General features: G+C 68.6%; 13 protein-coding genes. 5 read left to right on the plus strand and 8 right to left on the minus strand.

Annotation, left to right across the window (positions count from 1 at the left end; genetic code table 11):
- Window positions 1–6: 6 nt before the first annotated feature.
- The gene (locus G9C85_RS00900) at window positions 7–567 is read right to left on the minus strand and encodes a hypothetical protein (protein WP_166036287.1); all 561 of its coding nucleotides are present in this window, start codon (window positions 565–567) and stop codon (window positions 7–9) included.
- Window positions 568–669: 102 nt separating this feature from the next.
- On the opposite strand from G9C85_RS00900, the gene G9C85_RS00905 reads away from it, so the two are divergent.
- Window positions 670–1,116 (plus strand): Rossmann fold nucleotide-binding protein, encoded by a 447-nt coding sequence (locus tag G9C85_RS00905; protein ID WP_166036288.1) that lies wholly within the window; start codon window positions 670–672, stop codon window positions 1,114–1,116.
- Window positions 1,117–1,149: 33 nt separating this feature from the next.
- On the opposite strand, the gene G9C85_RS00910 is transcribed toward G9C85_RS00905, so the two are convergent.
- The 5 genes from G9C85_RS00910 to G9C85_RS00930 all read right to left on the minus strand — a co-directional run bounded on the left by G9C85_RS00910 (window position 1,150) and on the right by G9C85_RS00930 (window position 7,363).
- Window positions 1,150–2,637, minus strand: coding sequence for a cytochrome P450 (locus tag G9C85_RS00910; RefSeq protein WP_166036289.1), 1,488 nt, complete (start codon window positions 2,635–2,637; stop codon window positions 1,150–1,152).
- 94 nt (window positions 2,638–2,731) lie between these two features.
- Window positions 2,732–3,511, minus strand: a complete 780-nt coding sequence (locus tag G9C85_RS00915) for a ribonuclease H-like domain-containing protein (protein WP_166036290.1) — start codon at window positions 3,509–3,511, stop codon at window positions 2,732–2,734.
- 115 nt (window positions 3,512–3,626) lie between these two features.
- The gene (locus G9C85_RS00920; protein ID WP_166036291.1) at window positions 3,627–4,028 is read right to left on the minus strand and encodes a thioesterase family protein; all 402 of its coding nucleotides are present in this window, start codon (window positions 4,026–4,028) and stop codon (window positions 3,627–3,629) included.
- Between the two features lie 105 nt (window positions 4,029–4,133).
- Window positions 4,134–6,527, minus strand: coding sequence for a hypothetical protein (locus tag G9C85_RS00925; protein ID WP_166036292.1), 2,394 nt, complete (start codon window positions 6,525–6,527; stop codon window positions 4,134–4,136).
- A gap of 152 nt (window positions 6,528–6,679) precedes the next feature.
- Window positions 6,680–7,363: a hypothetical protein gene (locus G9C85_RS00930; RefSeq protein WP_166036293.1), complete on the minus strand. Its 684-nt coding sequence runs from the start codon at window positions 7,361–7,363 to the stop codon at window positions 6,680–6,682.
- Window positions 7,364–7,580: 217 nt separating this feature from the next.
- Between G9C85_RS00930 and G9C85_RS00935 the strand changes: the two genes are divergently transcribed.
- Together G9C85_RS00935 and G9C85_RS00940 are read left to right on the plus strand one after the other, a co-directional pair.
- On the plus strand, window positions 7,581–8,450 hold the full coding sequence (locus tag G9C85_RS00935) for a hypothetical protein (protein WP_166036294.1): 870 nt from the start codon (window positions 7,581–7,583) through the stop codon (window positions 8,448–8,450).
- A complete protein-coding gene (locus tag G9C85_RS00940; RefSeq protein WP_193570579.1) occupies window positions 8,447–9,253 on the plus strand; it encodes an NAD(P)H-hydrate epimerase in 807 nt (268 codons plus the stop codon). Before G9C85_RS00935 ends, G9C85_RS00940 begins: the two co-directional genes overlap by 4 nt.
- A 50-nt stretch (window positions 9,254–9,303) precedes the next feature.
- Here G9C85_RS00940 and G9C85_RS00945 read toward each other — a convergent pair whose 3' ends face one another.
- Window positions 9,304–9,723 carry a nucleic acid-binding protein gene (locus tag G9C85_RS00945; RefSeq protein ID WP_166038895.1) on the minus strand — a complete coding sequence of 140 codons (420 nt, stop codon included), beginning with the start codon at window positions 9,721–9,723 and terminating at the stop codon, window positions 9,304–9,306.
- 122 nt (window positions 9,724–9,845) lie between these two features.
- Window positions 9,846–11,009, minus strand: coding sequence for a thiolase family protein (locus tag G9C85_RS00950; protein ID WP_166036295.1), 1,164 nt, complete (start codon window positions 11,007–11,009; stop codon window positions 9,846–9,848).
- A 976-nt stretch (window positions 11,010–11,985) separates the two neighbouring features.
- On the opposite strand from G9C85_RS00950, the gene G9C85_RS00955 reads away from it, so the two are divergent.
- The gene (locus G9C85_RS00955; RefSeq protein WP_166036296.1) at window positions 11,986–13,212 is read left to right on the plus strand and encodes an orc1/cdc6 family replication initiation protein; all 1,227 of its coding nucleotides are present in this window, start codon (window positions 11,986–11,988) and stop codon (window positions 13,210–13,212) included.
- A gap of 80 nt (window positions 13,213–13,292) precedes the next feature.
- Complete coding sequence (locus tag G9C85_RS00960; protein WP_166036297.1) at window positions 13,293–14,204, plus strand: metallophosphoesterase; 912 nt, start codon at window positions 13,293–13,295, stop codon at window positions 14,202–14,204.
- Window positions 14,205–14,290: the final 86 nt, after the last annotated feature.

Raw genomic sequence — 14,290 nt, forward strand, 5'->3', positions numbered from 1 at the left:
GGTCCTTCACTGGAAGTCGTAGTTCGCTTCTCGTTTCTCGCGGCCACGGTGCGTCTCGTAGTCGATCATCCACAGCGCCAGGGCAACGCTCGCGACGGTGGGGATACCGAGGGTGACGACGAATCCGCCGATGGAGTAATACACGCCGTATGCGACCGCATCCCAGAGTGCATTGAGCGGCACGAACGAGCCGTCGCTGACGTACACGTAGGCGGTGTACCCCATGGACAGCAGCGGGCCGAGGGTCAGCCAGGAGAGCGTCCCGATGCCGAGTCCAGTCCAGAACGCGTTCCGCCGCGAGACCGGGCCAGCGTCCGGAATACGCCACCGCCAGAGCGCCCAGGTCCATGCACCAGCGTTCGCGACGACGAGGGGCACCCAGAGCGATGCGGCCGGTTCCGAGACGAGCAACGCGGGGAGTCCGATGAACAGCGTCGAGAACGCGAGCGCGAACGCGCCATACACCTTGGCGGCGGTCCGCGGGTCGCGCGGGCTATCCGCGACCCAGTCGGGACGGTCCGGAATCCGGCGCTCGACGAACCCCGGCAGCTGGTCCTCGATGCGCATCTTGATCGACGGTTCAGAGGCGCGAAACAAAGACGTTCCGGCGCGGTCGTCGACGCCCCGGGCATCGGTAGGTTGGTTGCAGTCCCGTCCCGAACGTTCGACATGCGAGTGAGCGTCATCGGTGGCGGGAGCGTCGGCGCGGACGACCACGAGGTTGCACGCGAGGTCGGCCGTCTCCTCGGCGAGCAGGAGTTCGACCTCGTCTGTGGCGGTCGTGGCGGCGTCATGGCCGCGGCCTGCGAGGGCGCAGAATCCGCGGGGGCGACGACCATCGGTATCCTCCCCGGCGAGGACCGCGACGCCGCGAACGAGCACGTCGACGTCGTGATAGCGACGGGACTGGGCCACGCGCGGAACGCGCTCGTCCCCCTGAACGGCGACGCCGTGGTAGCCATCGACGGCAGCCACGGCACCCTCAGCGAACTCGGGTTCGCGGGCGTCTACGACCGCCCGGTCGCAGGTCTCGGAACGCACGACGTCGATGGCGCGTACGCCGCCGAATCGCCCGCGGACGCGGTCGAGTACGTCGCCGACGCGCTCGACGCGTAGCGAGCACCCGCGGGCCTCGCGGCCGACGCGCCCTCAGCGCTCGGTGAACGCGAGCTCGACCGGGCGGTCCGGCTGGAGCGTCGCGCTGAACGACACGTCGACCTCGTCCGTGACCGGTTCGACCGCGAAGCGGTCGAGGATCGTCGCGAGCGCGAGCTTCGCCTCGAGCGTCGCGAATCGGTTCCCGATACACGACCGCGGGCCACCACCGAACGGATAGTGCGCGTACTCCGGGAGCGCTTCACGTGTCTCTTGAGTCCACCGGGCAGGGTCGAATTCGCGGGGGTCGTCGAACCAGCGTTCGTCGCGATGTACGACCCACTGCGGGGTGGTGACGACCGTTCCCTCGGGAACCTCGTAGGGACCGATCTCGACGTCGCGCTTCGTCTCCCGGAACATGTTGTACGCGGGCGGACGGAGTCGCGTCGTCTCGTCGACGACGTTCTCCAGATACTCGGCGTCCGCGACCGCCTCCGCGGTCGGTGCGTCGCCGTCCAGAACCTCGTCGAGTTCGTCGTGCACGCGCGACTGCGCGTCCCGGTCGTTCGCGAGCAACCAGAGCGCCCACGTCAATAACAACGCGGTCGTCTCGTGACCAGCGAACACGAACGTGACGAGGTGGTCCTGGAGGACCTCGCGGTCCATCGTCGACCCGTCCGCGTACTCCGCGTCGACGAGCATCGAGAGCAAGTCGTCGCCGGTATCGTCGCTCGCTCGCCGCTCGTCGGCGAGGTCGTCCATCACGTCCCGCAAATCGCGCATCGTCCGCAGGAACCGGCGGTTCGTCGGCGTCGGCACCCACGGCGGCAGGAACGAACTCGGGTTCGTCGGCTGCAAGCGCTCCAGGATCACCTCGGCGGCGTCCCTGATCACCGCGCCGTCGCCCGAGAGGTCGGTGCCGAACATCGTTCGAGCGATGATGCGCAGGGTGAGGTCCTTCAGGTCGGTGTCGACGCGCACGACGTCGGCCTCGGCCCACGCGTCGGTCGTCCGCTCGGTTTCGTCCACCATCGCGTCCGCGTACGTCTCGATCCGCTCCCGGTAGAACGCGGGCTGGACGAGCGCGCGGTCCCGCGTCCACTGCTCGCCCTCGCTCGCCACGAGGCCGTTCGGCGCGAGGCCGTCGAACGCGCGCGACAGGACCTTCCCCTTCCGGTAGTCCGCATCCTCCTCGACGAGCACCTGCTGGACGTACTCCGGATGGGTCACCATCACCGCGTCCGTTCGGTTCACCGAGTACGCGACCACGTCCGCGTCGTACCCGTACCCGACCTCCTCGTAGAACTCGTTCGTGTGCCGCATCAACTGCACGACTTTCCCCACGACGGGGAGTTCGTCTACGTACGGTGGCTTCGCGCGCTCGCCACGAGTCGCTGCTGCGTCCAGCGGTCGTCGACGCTCCCCCGTGGACGTATCAGCCGTATCGTCCCCTACCGCTGCGTTGCCGTCGGCTGTCCCATCGCCGTCGGTCACCCCATCGCCGTCGCTCGCCTCGCCACCCGGCCTGGAACGAGATCTCATACCCGACGGTTCGACGGGCTCCCGCAAGGAGATTCCGTCGAAGTGACTAGATAGTTCATAAGTAGCGTGTCGACAGGGCGGCCCGTGAGTCGTCCTACGCGTTCGAGAGCGCCTCGAAGTCCGACGGGCGGACGTGGTCGTCGAGTCGCGTCACGACCTCGTCCGCGAGCACGCGGAGGTTCCGGGTGTCGTCGCGGTTGTACTCGACGAGCGTCTCCAGCGCGCGCTCGTCGCCGTCCTGGTACTGGTGCCAGAGCCGGACGGCGTCGCGCCCCGATATGTCCGGCTGGTCGCGCTCGAGTCCGATCTCGCGCTCGATGCGCTTCAGGCCGCCCGTGAGGTCGACGCGCTTGCACGGGTACATGAGGTCGAGGTGGGGGACGTCCGGCGTCACGCCGAGTTCCGCCTCGAGGAACGGGACGTCGAAGCGCGCGCCGTTGAACGACGCCACCATCGACGCCGCGTCGAACTGCTCGCGCACGCGCTCGGCGGTCAGGTCCTGCCCGCGGACGAGCGTCTCCGTCTCTCCGTCCATGTGGAAGCTCACCGTCGTCACGTCGTTCCGGTGCTCGTCCAGTCCCGTCGTCTCGATGTCGAAGAACAGCGTCTCGTCACGGAAGTTCTCGTACAGCCGCCAGCGCTCGTCGCTCGGGAACTGCTCGCCGAAGAACCGCGAGTCGCCGTCATCCAGTCGCTCGCGGGCGTCCGCGAGGAACGACTCGATGCGGTCCGCGGTCGTCTCCCCGAGCCCGCGCGTCGACGACACCCGCGACCGCTCGAACTCGTCCCAGTGCGTGACGCCCTCGCGCCACAGGTTCCGCTCCGTCTTCTCGCCCACCCCACGCACGCCGATGAAGCTGTTCTCCAGTCGCACGAGCAAGCCTTCGTCGGGTTCGGTCAAAAGCCCTCGCTTCCGCCGCCGTCGACCAGGCGCCCGTCCGTGACCGCAGGGGTCCTGGCCCCGGCGGGACGGCAGTACGGCGACGCCGTCAATCCAGGCCTTCGAACTCGCGTACTCGCTCGTGGTACCGGTCCGGGAGCTCGACGGCCTCCCGCGATTCACGGTCGTACGCCACCTGCACCGTCGACGCGGTCGCCGCCAGCTCGTCGGTCGCGTACACCTCGTACTCGAACGTGATGCTCTTCGTGCCGAGGTCCGCGACCGCGATGTGGACCGTCACGTGGTCGTCGTCCATCGTCACCGGCCGCAAGAAGTCGATCTCGAGGTTCGCGATCACCGCCTCGATCTCCACGTCACCCAGTACGTCCTGCAGGTACTCGACGCGCGCCTCCTCGAGGTACGTCGCGTAAATGGCGTTGTTCACGTGCCCGAGCGCGTCCACGTCTTGATAGCGGACGTCCACCTCGACCGCGTACGACTTGTCGTCCATACCGTCCAATGCGCCGACGCCGACCCTCGGTCTTTCGGTCTCGACAAGACGAACGGTCGGCCCGCCAACCCCCGGCCGATACGGGTATATGGCCGCGTACGGCCGTCAGTCGTCGTCCTTCGAGAGGTAGAGCGTCCGGTCGATGATCTGGACGGCGGCGTCCGCCCACGCGTCGACCGCGGCCCCGTTCGCGCCCGGGATCTCGAGGCGGACGGTGCCCTCGTCCACGGAGAGCTCGGCGTGCGCGGTGTCGTCCCGGTCGAGGTAGTTCCGGAGCTGGTACTTGAGGAGCCGTTCGCGCGCACCCCCGAGGTCGACGGACTCGTCCGGCGTGAACGACAGCGTCGCCGTCTCCGCGTCCGCGGATGCGCCGACGGCGAACGACGACCCGGAGAGCGGGAACGTGTACGCGCCGTCGTCGAGCGCGTCGACCGCGCCGTCGAGCTCCTCGTCGGCGACGTCGGGCGTCATGCTCGTCCCGCCGACCTCCTGCGTGAGCGTATCGAGTTCGCGATTCACGAGGTCCGCGATCCCGTCGTCGTCGGTCGCATCGTCGCCCGCGTCCTCGAAGACGGCGGCCTCATCCAGTTCCGAAGGCGACTCCTCCGCGTCGAGTGAGCCGTCGCTGGTCGCGTCGTCGCCAGTCGCGTCGTCGTCCGCGTCGTCGTTGCGGCGGTCCGCGAGTGCGTCCTCGAGAGCGTCCGGCTCGCTCTCCCCGGACGCCGCTCTCGATTCGTCAGTGGATTCGTCGTCCGCGTCAGCCGCGAGCTGGTCGCCGTGGACGGCCGCGGCCGCGAGCGCGTCGAGCATCTCCTCGGCCGGCATCCCGCTTCCCTTCACGCCCGGCGTCTCCGCAGCCTCCTGCTGGAGCGACGCGTAATCGAGCACCCCGTCCTCGTCGCTGTGGCGCGCCCGGATCTCCGCCTTCGTCTCCGCCAGATCCGCGACCACGCCGTCCGCGACGGCACCGTCCGCGCCCGCGTCATCTTCGTCGTCCACGTCACCGTTGTCGTCCGCGCCATCTTCGTCGTCCGCGTCCGACGTACCGGCCACTGCGACGTCACCCTGGCCGGTCGTGACGTCGTCGCCGGCAGAACCGTCCAGCGAGTCGTCGCCGGAATCGACTGTCTCGTCCCCGTCGACCGCCTCGTCACTGGCGACCGCCTCGTCATCGGAACCGGCAGCCTCGTCCCCGTCGTCGTGGAGGTCCGCGAGCGACGTCGTCGCGACGTCGGTCACGGTGGTCTCGCCGATGTCCTCCTCGCCGAAAGAGGACACGGGGTTCGGATCCACGTCCTCGTCGACCTCAGTCCCCACCTCGGAGTCGTCCCCATCCACCGGCTCGGTACTCGCGTGGTCGTCGTCCGCGTCCGACTGGAGCTGCGAGCGCAACCCCGGTCGGTGCAGTCCGAACGGCCCCGGGCCGGCGTCGTCGCGGTCCTCGAGAGCCTCGATGCCCGCGGGTTCATCGGAGCCGCTACCGGGGCGAGCGACCGGGGGGACGTCCATGCGGACGTCGTACCACGCCGTGTCGCCGCGGCCGTCGCCAGCGAACCGGCCGACGTTCCGCCGTGGCGCAGTGGGCGTCGCTCCGTCACCATCGGAACCGGCCGTCGGTCCCGCGACGCTTTCGTCGCCGACGGCCGACTCGTCCTCGACGACGTCGACATCGGTCGCGTCGTCGTTGATCGCCGCCTCGTCGGTGGTCACCTCGCCGCTCGCCGCTTCGTCAGTCGCCGCTTCGTCGCTGGTCGCTTCGTCGGACGGCGATCCTTCGGCGTCCGCGTCTGCGCCCTCGCCTCGCTCGTCGACCGTCTCGGCTGGGGTCGAGTCGGGGGTCGCTTCCTCCGCCTCCGCGTCGTCCGCAACGCTGCTCCCGCCAGCCGCTCCGGCCACTGCCCCCGAACCGGTCGCTGCGTTCGCTCCGCCAGTCGCGTCCGCACCTGCCGTCGCCCCATCGACTCGGCCACCACCCCTGGGTGCCGCGGCCCCCACCCCAGCCGTCGCCCCCGTGGCGTCCGCCCCCACGCGACCACGACGGATCGACGCATCGGCGGCGTCAGCCGTCCCGTTCGACGGCCGACTCCCGGCTGGCGGCGACCCCGGCGCGCCGACGCCGGCGTCCGCCCCGGCCTGCCCCTCTGGCGCCGAGGCGGCCGACCCGCCACCCATTCGGTCGTAGATGCGCGTCAACGTCCCGTTGATCATCGCCAGGTCCGAGTCGACGTCGTCCTCGAGGTAGTCGATCTTCTCGGCGACGTCCCTGAGCGCGAGCGCGATGTCCCAGAGGACGACGACCATGAGGAACAACAACATCAGGAGTATCGTCCCGGCGATACCCGCCAGGAACTGCGCACTCAACTCGACCTGCAGCGGCGTCGCAGCCGCGATGCCGGCCAGGAGCGGATCGGCGACGCCGGCCAGGAGCGGATCGGCGACGCCGGCCAAAAGCGAATCGGTGACGTCCGTCGGGAGCTGATCGGCGACCTCGGAGGTCATGATACTGGCCGTAGCACGCTCGTCGGTAAAGAGGCTCGTCCGATATCGAGACTCGATACGCGCGACCCTCGTCATCGCGGGAGTAGGGGAGTGCACGCACGGGAGAGACTGTACCGTACTGGAGCGCACGCACGCCCCGCGGCCGGTCGACCTTACAGTTCTATCCAGCCGGTGTCCGCGCCGCGATCCCGGAGGTCCCAGCGCTGCTGGAGGCCATCGTCGCCGTCCCGGACCTCGACGATCGCGTCGAATAGCGGTTCGAGCAAGTGAACGTAGTCGCTGTCCCGCCCCAGCGGGAGGTGGAAGTGACCCATCCCGTCGACCTCGCGGACGCGAGAGGTCACCATGTGCAGGAGACGGAACACGTTCTCGGACTTGTGGTCGCGGAGGAGCGGCGTCACCGAGTCGAAGCACAGGCGGAGTTCCGCGGGCGCCAGGTCGAACTCGTCGTCGTACGCGGCGACCGCGTCGATGGTCTCCGCGCCGAGAGAGGCGAGCAGTTGGTTGCCGACGACAGTCCGCTCGATCGACGACGGCACGGCGTCGTGCATGCCGTCGTCGTCGCCGTCCGCCGTCTCCTGTGCGACGATACACGCCGAATCGTCCGGGCCTGGCGCGGTCGCCGTGAACCCACACGCTTCGTTCTCGGCGGTGTAGACGTAGACGCGACGGCGTAGCTCCTCGCCGTCGCCGAGCAGTCGCTCGCACGCCGCCTGATGCGCCGAACCGCTCGTCCGCCCGACGAGCAAGATGTTGCTGCCCTCCTGTTTCAGGCTGGACAGCGTCTGCGCGAACGCAGTACTGTCTGGCACGCCCCCGCCGTGGTCGGTCCGCATTCTTGCGGAACTAGGTACACAGTATATAATAAACATTGTGGCATTCGGGTTGGCTCAATAATCCAGCGGCCGCCGCACCCACCAGAATCTTCGACGCGCCGACGCGAAGGCGCCGATGGCGACTCGCTGGGTGCCGGGACGTAGGCGGCGATGGCGACTCGCTGGGTGGCCCGCGAACCGGGCCAGACTTTTGTCCGTCAGGCGAGAAGCGTGGCGCATGACCGACCGCAGGGACGACGACTTCGCGGACGCCGCCGAGGACCTGACGCGGGCGCTGGAGGACCTCCGCGACGAACTCAAGCGGGAGGCGCCCCGCGGGCCGATGGGCATCCCCCGGCCGCCGTCGCCCGGCGAGGTGCTCCGGTTCGCCGACGAGGTGGCCATCCCCGGCACCATCGCCATCCTCGAGGTCAACATCAAGCTCCTGGAGACCGTCCAGCGAGCGATCCGCCTCGTCGGCACCGGGAACCGGGCGCGAGAGCGTGCTGGCGAGGCACGGGAGCGCGCCAGCGGGTCCGCGGATCGGCTCGCGGACGTCAGCGACCGGACGCTCGAGCGACTCGAGGGATCGCTCGCGGACCTCCAGACCGCGCTCGAGTCGGGGTCGCTCCCCGACGACGGCGCCGCGGGCGACCTCCTCGACCAGGCGCGGACGCTCCGCGACGACGTCCAGGGGCGGCTCGCTGAGGCACGCGAACGAGACCACACGCTCGACGACTTCGAGGACCGCGCCGCGCGCGCCGACGACCAGCGGCGAGCGGACGCCGCGAGTTCGACGCCCGTCGAGGACGAGGACGCCGTCGACGACGCCACCGGAGGACGGACGGACGACGCTGGCGGCGTGCAAGTCGACGTGGACGCAGAACTGGAGACGCTCAAGGACCGCTACGGGAAGCGCGACGACGGCCAGCAGGCGGACGGTGCCGCTGCGGGCAGCGACGGCGACGGTGCGGACGGTGACGCGAGCGATCGGAGCGGCAACGGTGACGGTTCGTCTGGCGGCAACGGCGACGGCGCATCTGACGACGATCGGAGCGGCGACGGCGACGACGACCCGGGGCGTTCGAGCGACGGTGCGGACGCATGACGCGAGGCGTCGAGAACGACCCGGAAGGGACCGACGAGGAGTCGTGCGTGCATCCGTCGTTCGCGACGACGCGCGGCGTGCCCGTTCCGGCGGTGACGGCCGACGAGATGCGCGAGGTCGACCGCGTCGCCGTCGAGGACGTCGGGCTGTCGCTCCCGTCGATGCTGGAGAACGCCGGTCGGAACCTCGCGAAGGCGAGCCGCGCGGTGGTCGGCGACCGCCCCCAGCGAGCGTTCGTCGCCGCTGGCGGTGGCGCCAATGGCGGCGGCGGCCTCGCCGCCGCCCGGCACCTCGAGAACCACGGCACTGACGTCACCGTCGCGCTCGACCGCGCTCACTCGGAGCTCGAGGCTGCGCCCGCGGCGCAGGCCGACGCGCTCGACGGGACCGACGCGACGCTCGTGGACGCGACCGACGACGTCGTCGACGCCGCCGTCGACGCCGTCCTCGACGCCGACGTCGCTATCGACGCTCTCGTCGGCTACGGCCTCGCCGACGCACTCGAGGGCCCCGCCGGCGACCTCGCGCAGGTCGTCGACCAAGGCGCGAAGCGAGCGCTCTCGCTCGACGTCCCCAGCGGGTTCGACGCGACCACCGGCGAGGCGCCGGGGCGTGCCGTCCACCCGAACGCCACGCTCGCACTCGCCCTCCCGAAGACCGGACTCGATTCGGTGCCGGGCGACCTCCTGCTGGGCGACGTCGGCATCCCAGTCGGGGTATACGAGCGCGCTGGCGTTCCCGCACCTGACCCGTCGGTGTTCGGCTCGCAGTACGTCGTCGCGCTGACCGCCGTCGAGGACTGAGAACGCACCGGGTCGTCGCCGAAGTCTGAAGAACGAGACCGGTCGATCGCTCAGTCGTCCACCGGCTGGAACCGATAGCCGTCCCAGGACTGGCTGTCGGGCTCTCGGATGCCCGCGCCCGGTTCGCGGAGCTCCTCGACGTACGTCGGCTCGACGACGTCGCCGGACTCCACGTCTTCACTCGTCAACTGTGCGAGCGTCCGCACCGGCCCCTCGACGGTCCCCGGAGTGAAGCCGCTCGATCCGTCGAGTGCCGCGTCGAGGTCGAACTCGACGATCGCGAGGTGGTTCGGTTCGCGGACGCCCGGCGGCGTCGCCATGCTCGTCGTCCACGTCACGACCGACGCGCGCGTCTCCGAGAGGTCGAGGGTCGTCGACTGCACCGCGCCGCACTCCGGGCACCGCTGGTGGCCGGGGAACGTCGCGTGCCCGTTCGTGCAGACGTACGCCGTCAGGTCGTCCCCGGACAGATGTCCTTCGCGGACCGGTGCTTCGCCGTCGTGGGCGCTCTCGAAGTCGTCGTCCCGTTCTCCGCCGTCGGTACGCACACGATCGCTGGACTGGTCGCCGTGGTATCGTGATTCTCGGTCGGTCATGCTGCTGCCTCCAGGATGGTGGTGATGACGCAGTTCCCGAACCCGCCGACGTTGCACGCCACCGCGACGTCCGCGTCGACCTGGCGCGGCCCCGCTTCGCCGACGATCTGCTCGTATATCTCGACGCCCTGCGCGACCCCGCTCGCCCCCAGCGGGTGGCCCTTCGACTTCAACCCGCCGGAGGTGTTCACGGGGAGGTCGCCGTCCATCTTCGTATCGCCCGCCTCGACGCGCTTCCAGGCCTCGCCGTGCGCTGCGAACCCGAGGCCCTCCATCTGGAGGAACTCGAGGATCGTGAACATGTCGTGGAGTTCCGCGACGTCGACGTCGCCGGGGTCCAGGTTCGCCATGTCGAACGCGCGCTCGCCGCTCTCGACGACCCCGCCCATCACGGTCGGGTCCTCGCGCTCGTGCACGACGTGCGTGTCCGTCGCCCCGGCGACGCCCGAGACGACCGCGTAGTCTTCGGGGCCGTCGACGTACGACTCGGCCTCGTCGACGGGGACGAACATCAGTGCCGCGGAGCCGTCCGTGATTGGACAGAAGTCGTAGAGTCGTAGCGGGTCGGCGACGATCGGCGACTCCATGACGGTCTCCAGCCCGACCTCCTTCCGGAACTGCGCGTGCGGGTTCCGCGTTCCGTTCTCGTGATTCTTCACCGCGACTTTTGCAAGGCTCTCCCGGGGTGCGTCGAACCGCTCCAGATAGTGTCGTGCGGTCAGGCCGGCGAAGCTCGGGAGCGTGACGCCGTGCTTGTACTCCACGGGGTGCGTGATCGACGCGATCACGTCCGTCGACTCGGCCGTCGTCTGGTGGGTCATCTTCTCGCCGCCGACGAGCAGCGTCGCGTCGCTCGCACCGCTCGCGATCGACTGCCAGGCGGCGTAGATGCCGGCGCCGCCGGAACTCGACGTCTGGTCGACGCGTTGGGTGTACGCACCCAGGCAGCCGAGGTCGTGCGCGAGCGAGTTCGGGACGCCCGTCATCCCCTCGAACTCGCCGCTCGCCATGTTCGAGACGTAGAGGTGGTCGAGCGTCGACGGTTCCACGCCCGCGTCCTCGAGGCAGGCGTCGCCCGCTTGGGCGAGTAACTCCCGTATCCACGCGTCGCGCTGCCCGAACTGGGTCATGGACGCGCCGATGATCGCAACATCTCGCATGCGTTGGAACTCGCCCGGACGTGCCTTATAAGTCCGTGTTGGTGCAGGGTCCCGTCCACTCGAAATGGGGGGATGACGGCGGTCTCCGGGGAAGTGGACGTCGCCCGCCTTCGTGCAGATGACTCGAAACGACCCCACCGGAGTTGCGAGTGAAACGTCGGTCCCGGCGCCGACGTGCAGTCGAAGGAAGGGTTATCCGGAGTGGTTGCGACGTACCACCCCCACCACCGCTGCGAGTGGAGGACCGTGATGGTTCGGCGTGGGGTGCGTGGATCGGTCGATGGCACGGTCGCGTCTGGCCGAGTGGAGAGTGATCGGGTGGGGGAGTGATCGGGTGGGGGAGTGATCGGGTGGGGGGGTAAGCGGGTGGGGGAGTGAGCGGGTGGGGAGAGTGAGAGAGTGGGGAGAGAGACACCACCGTTGCGAGTGAAGCGTGGATAGGGTGGGGCAGGGTCCGTGGGTCGTGGCCGCGGCGGGGTTCTCGTCGAAATGACGTCTTCACCTGCAACGGTGGTGGGGGGTTCGGAGGAGACGGCCGTCAGAAGCCCTCTCGAACCTGATTCTACTACCCGACGCTGTTCGCGCGCTGGCCAGCCTATCGAACGTGTCACCGCTTCACTCGAAACACCGGTGTGCTCGCACGTGACCCCTAGCCCAACACCCGCTTCACACGAAACGACGGTGTCTCTCACCTCCCTCTGCGAACGACTGACGAACCAACTCGACCCCTTACACACGTCATCTTCACCTCAATTCCCATCTCAAATACGTTGCATCTCAAATACGTTGTATTCCTAGTCTACTACTACAACTAGCTAGACAATCAACGACAACGACGAACCAAACTGTGCTAGCTAATGACGACCAAAGTACCGCGGAGGGGGCGGCTGTCTGGCCCAGTTCGGGTCTTCACTCGAATCACGTGAATCACGTGAAAAGGCGGTCGTTAAATAGGGGGAGTGCTACCGTCCGAGTCATGCGTCGGTTCGAGCGGAAGCGGACGATATTCGCCAACAAGGACGCCCTCCGCGAGAGCTATCAGCCTGACCGCATCCAGGAGCGCGACGAAGAGATCGACGCGTACATGGACGCCCTCCAGCCCGTCATCGACGGCTGGGAGCCCAACAACATCTTCCTCTACGGGAACACCGGCGTCGGGAAGACCGCCGTCACCGAGTACCTCCTCGACCGACTCCGCGAGGACGCGAGCGGCTACGACGACATCGACCTCTCCGTCCTCACCCTCAACTGCAAACCGCTCTCCTCGTCGTACCAGGTCGCCGTTGAGCTCGTGAACGAACTTCGGCCCGACGGCGGCGAGATATCCACGACCGGCTACCCCCAGCAGACGGTGTTCAACAAACTCTACGAGGAGATCGACGACGTCGGCGGCACCGTCCTCCTCGTCCTCGACGAGATCGACTCGATCGGCGAGAAGGACGAATTGCTGTACGAGCTCCCGCGAGCGCGCTCGAAGGGCGACCTGGAGGAGGCGAAGGTCGGCATCATCGGCATCTCGAACGACTTCAAGTTCCGCGATCAGCTCGACCCACGAGTGCAGGACACGCTCTGCGAGCGCGAACTCCAGTTCCCGCCGTACAACGCCCAGGAGCTCTCGAACATCCTCAGTTCGCGTGCGGAGATCGCGCTCCGCGAGGACGTCTACGACGACGCCGTCGTCCGCCTGTGCGCGGCACTCGCCGCGAAGGACCGCGGGAGTGCGCGGCAGGCACTGGACCTCCTCCTGCTCGCCGGCGAGCAAGCACAGAACAGCGGCGACGACTTCCTCGAGGAACGCCACGTCGAGCAGGCCCAGCACGAACTCGAACGCGAACGCGTCGAGGAGGGCATTCGACAGCTCACTCAGCACGGCCACCTCGCGCTGCTCGCCGTCGTCTCTCTCGCTCGCGCCGGCCGCACGCCCGAGCGCTCGCGGAACATCTACGACCGCTACCTCGACGTCTGCGACGCGATGGGCGTCGACAGTCTCGCGCAGCGGAGCGTCCACAATCACCTCTCGGACCTCCGGATGCTCGGCATCCTCACCGCTCGCGAGAACCGGTCGGGGAGCCGCGGGAACTTCTACAGTTACGAACTCGACGTCCCACTCGAGTCCGCGAGCCGCGCACTCGAGGACGAACTCGGAATCGAGGACGGCCTCGAGCAGACCACGCAGGTCGCACTCGGCGACCACGGCGCCTGATCGGCTCCCCCTGATCCGTCGTCCGACGGCCCCGCCCGCCAGGAAAATGTTTACTACGTGACTGCTCGTACCGGCGACCGATGACACAGCGATTTCTCGTCTTCGGGGACCATCACGGCGACACGGAATCGCTCCGGCGACTCCTCGACGACGTCGAGGGCGAGACGTTCGACTTCGCCGTCCACGTCGGCGACTTCACGAACGCGGTACGGACGGACCGGCCGACTGCGGCCCAGCAGCTCGAAGCGGTCGAACCGCACCTCGAAGCCATCGCCGAACACGCCCGTCACGGCCTCGTGTGGGTGTACGGGAACCGCGATCGCTTCGGTGACTTCGAGTACGATCTGGACGTCGGCACGCGAATTCCGGAGGAGGGCTGCGTCTCGGTCGGCGGGCAGCGGTTCACGAACTCGATCTCCGCCGTCGAGTCCGACGTGGTACTCGTCACGCACATGGAGCGGTGGCGGCTCGTCGATCACTTCGACGGCCGCGCGCACTTCTGTGGGAACACCCACCTCGGCCGGCACGTCGACCGACGCCTCAACTCGGCGTTCCTCCAGTACACGAACCCGGAGACGGGCGAACAGCGCTTCGGCGGGTACTTCGTCGTCGACGTCGACGACGCACCACCGTTCGACGTCGAGATGCGAGAGATCGATCACCTCGACCGGATCGAGTGCGACGAGCACGACGAACGCGGCGTCCAGTACCAGGCCGCGTTCGACGGCTGCACGTACTGCGCCGAGCCTCGCATCCTCATGCGGGAGATGGCCGCGTCCGCGTTCTACGGCATCACCCGTGGAGCGGAAGGGGCTACAGTCGAGGTTGACGCGCTCGTCGACGCAGCAGTCGGCCTCTGGGACGACCCACCGGACGGGTTCCGAACGGAGTTCCGCGCGTACCTCGAGGAGGTCGAGTCGGACCGGTACGCGCCGCTCGCGCTCGGCGACGACGGCGGCCTCGTGCTCGCTGCGGAGAGCTACGCGTACTGACGGGCTCCAACGGGACTCGCCGTCGGGCGATCCGGCAGCGACGCACCCACCACTCTTTCACGTGAACGGCTCGTCGGCTCCGGAGG

It is taken from the genome of Halorubellus sp. JP-L1 (genome assembly GCF_011440375.1).
GTDB lineage: Archaea > Halobacteriota > Halobacteria > Halobacteriales > Natrialbaceae > Halorubellus.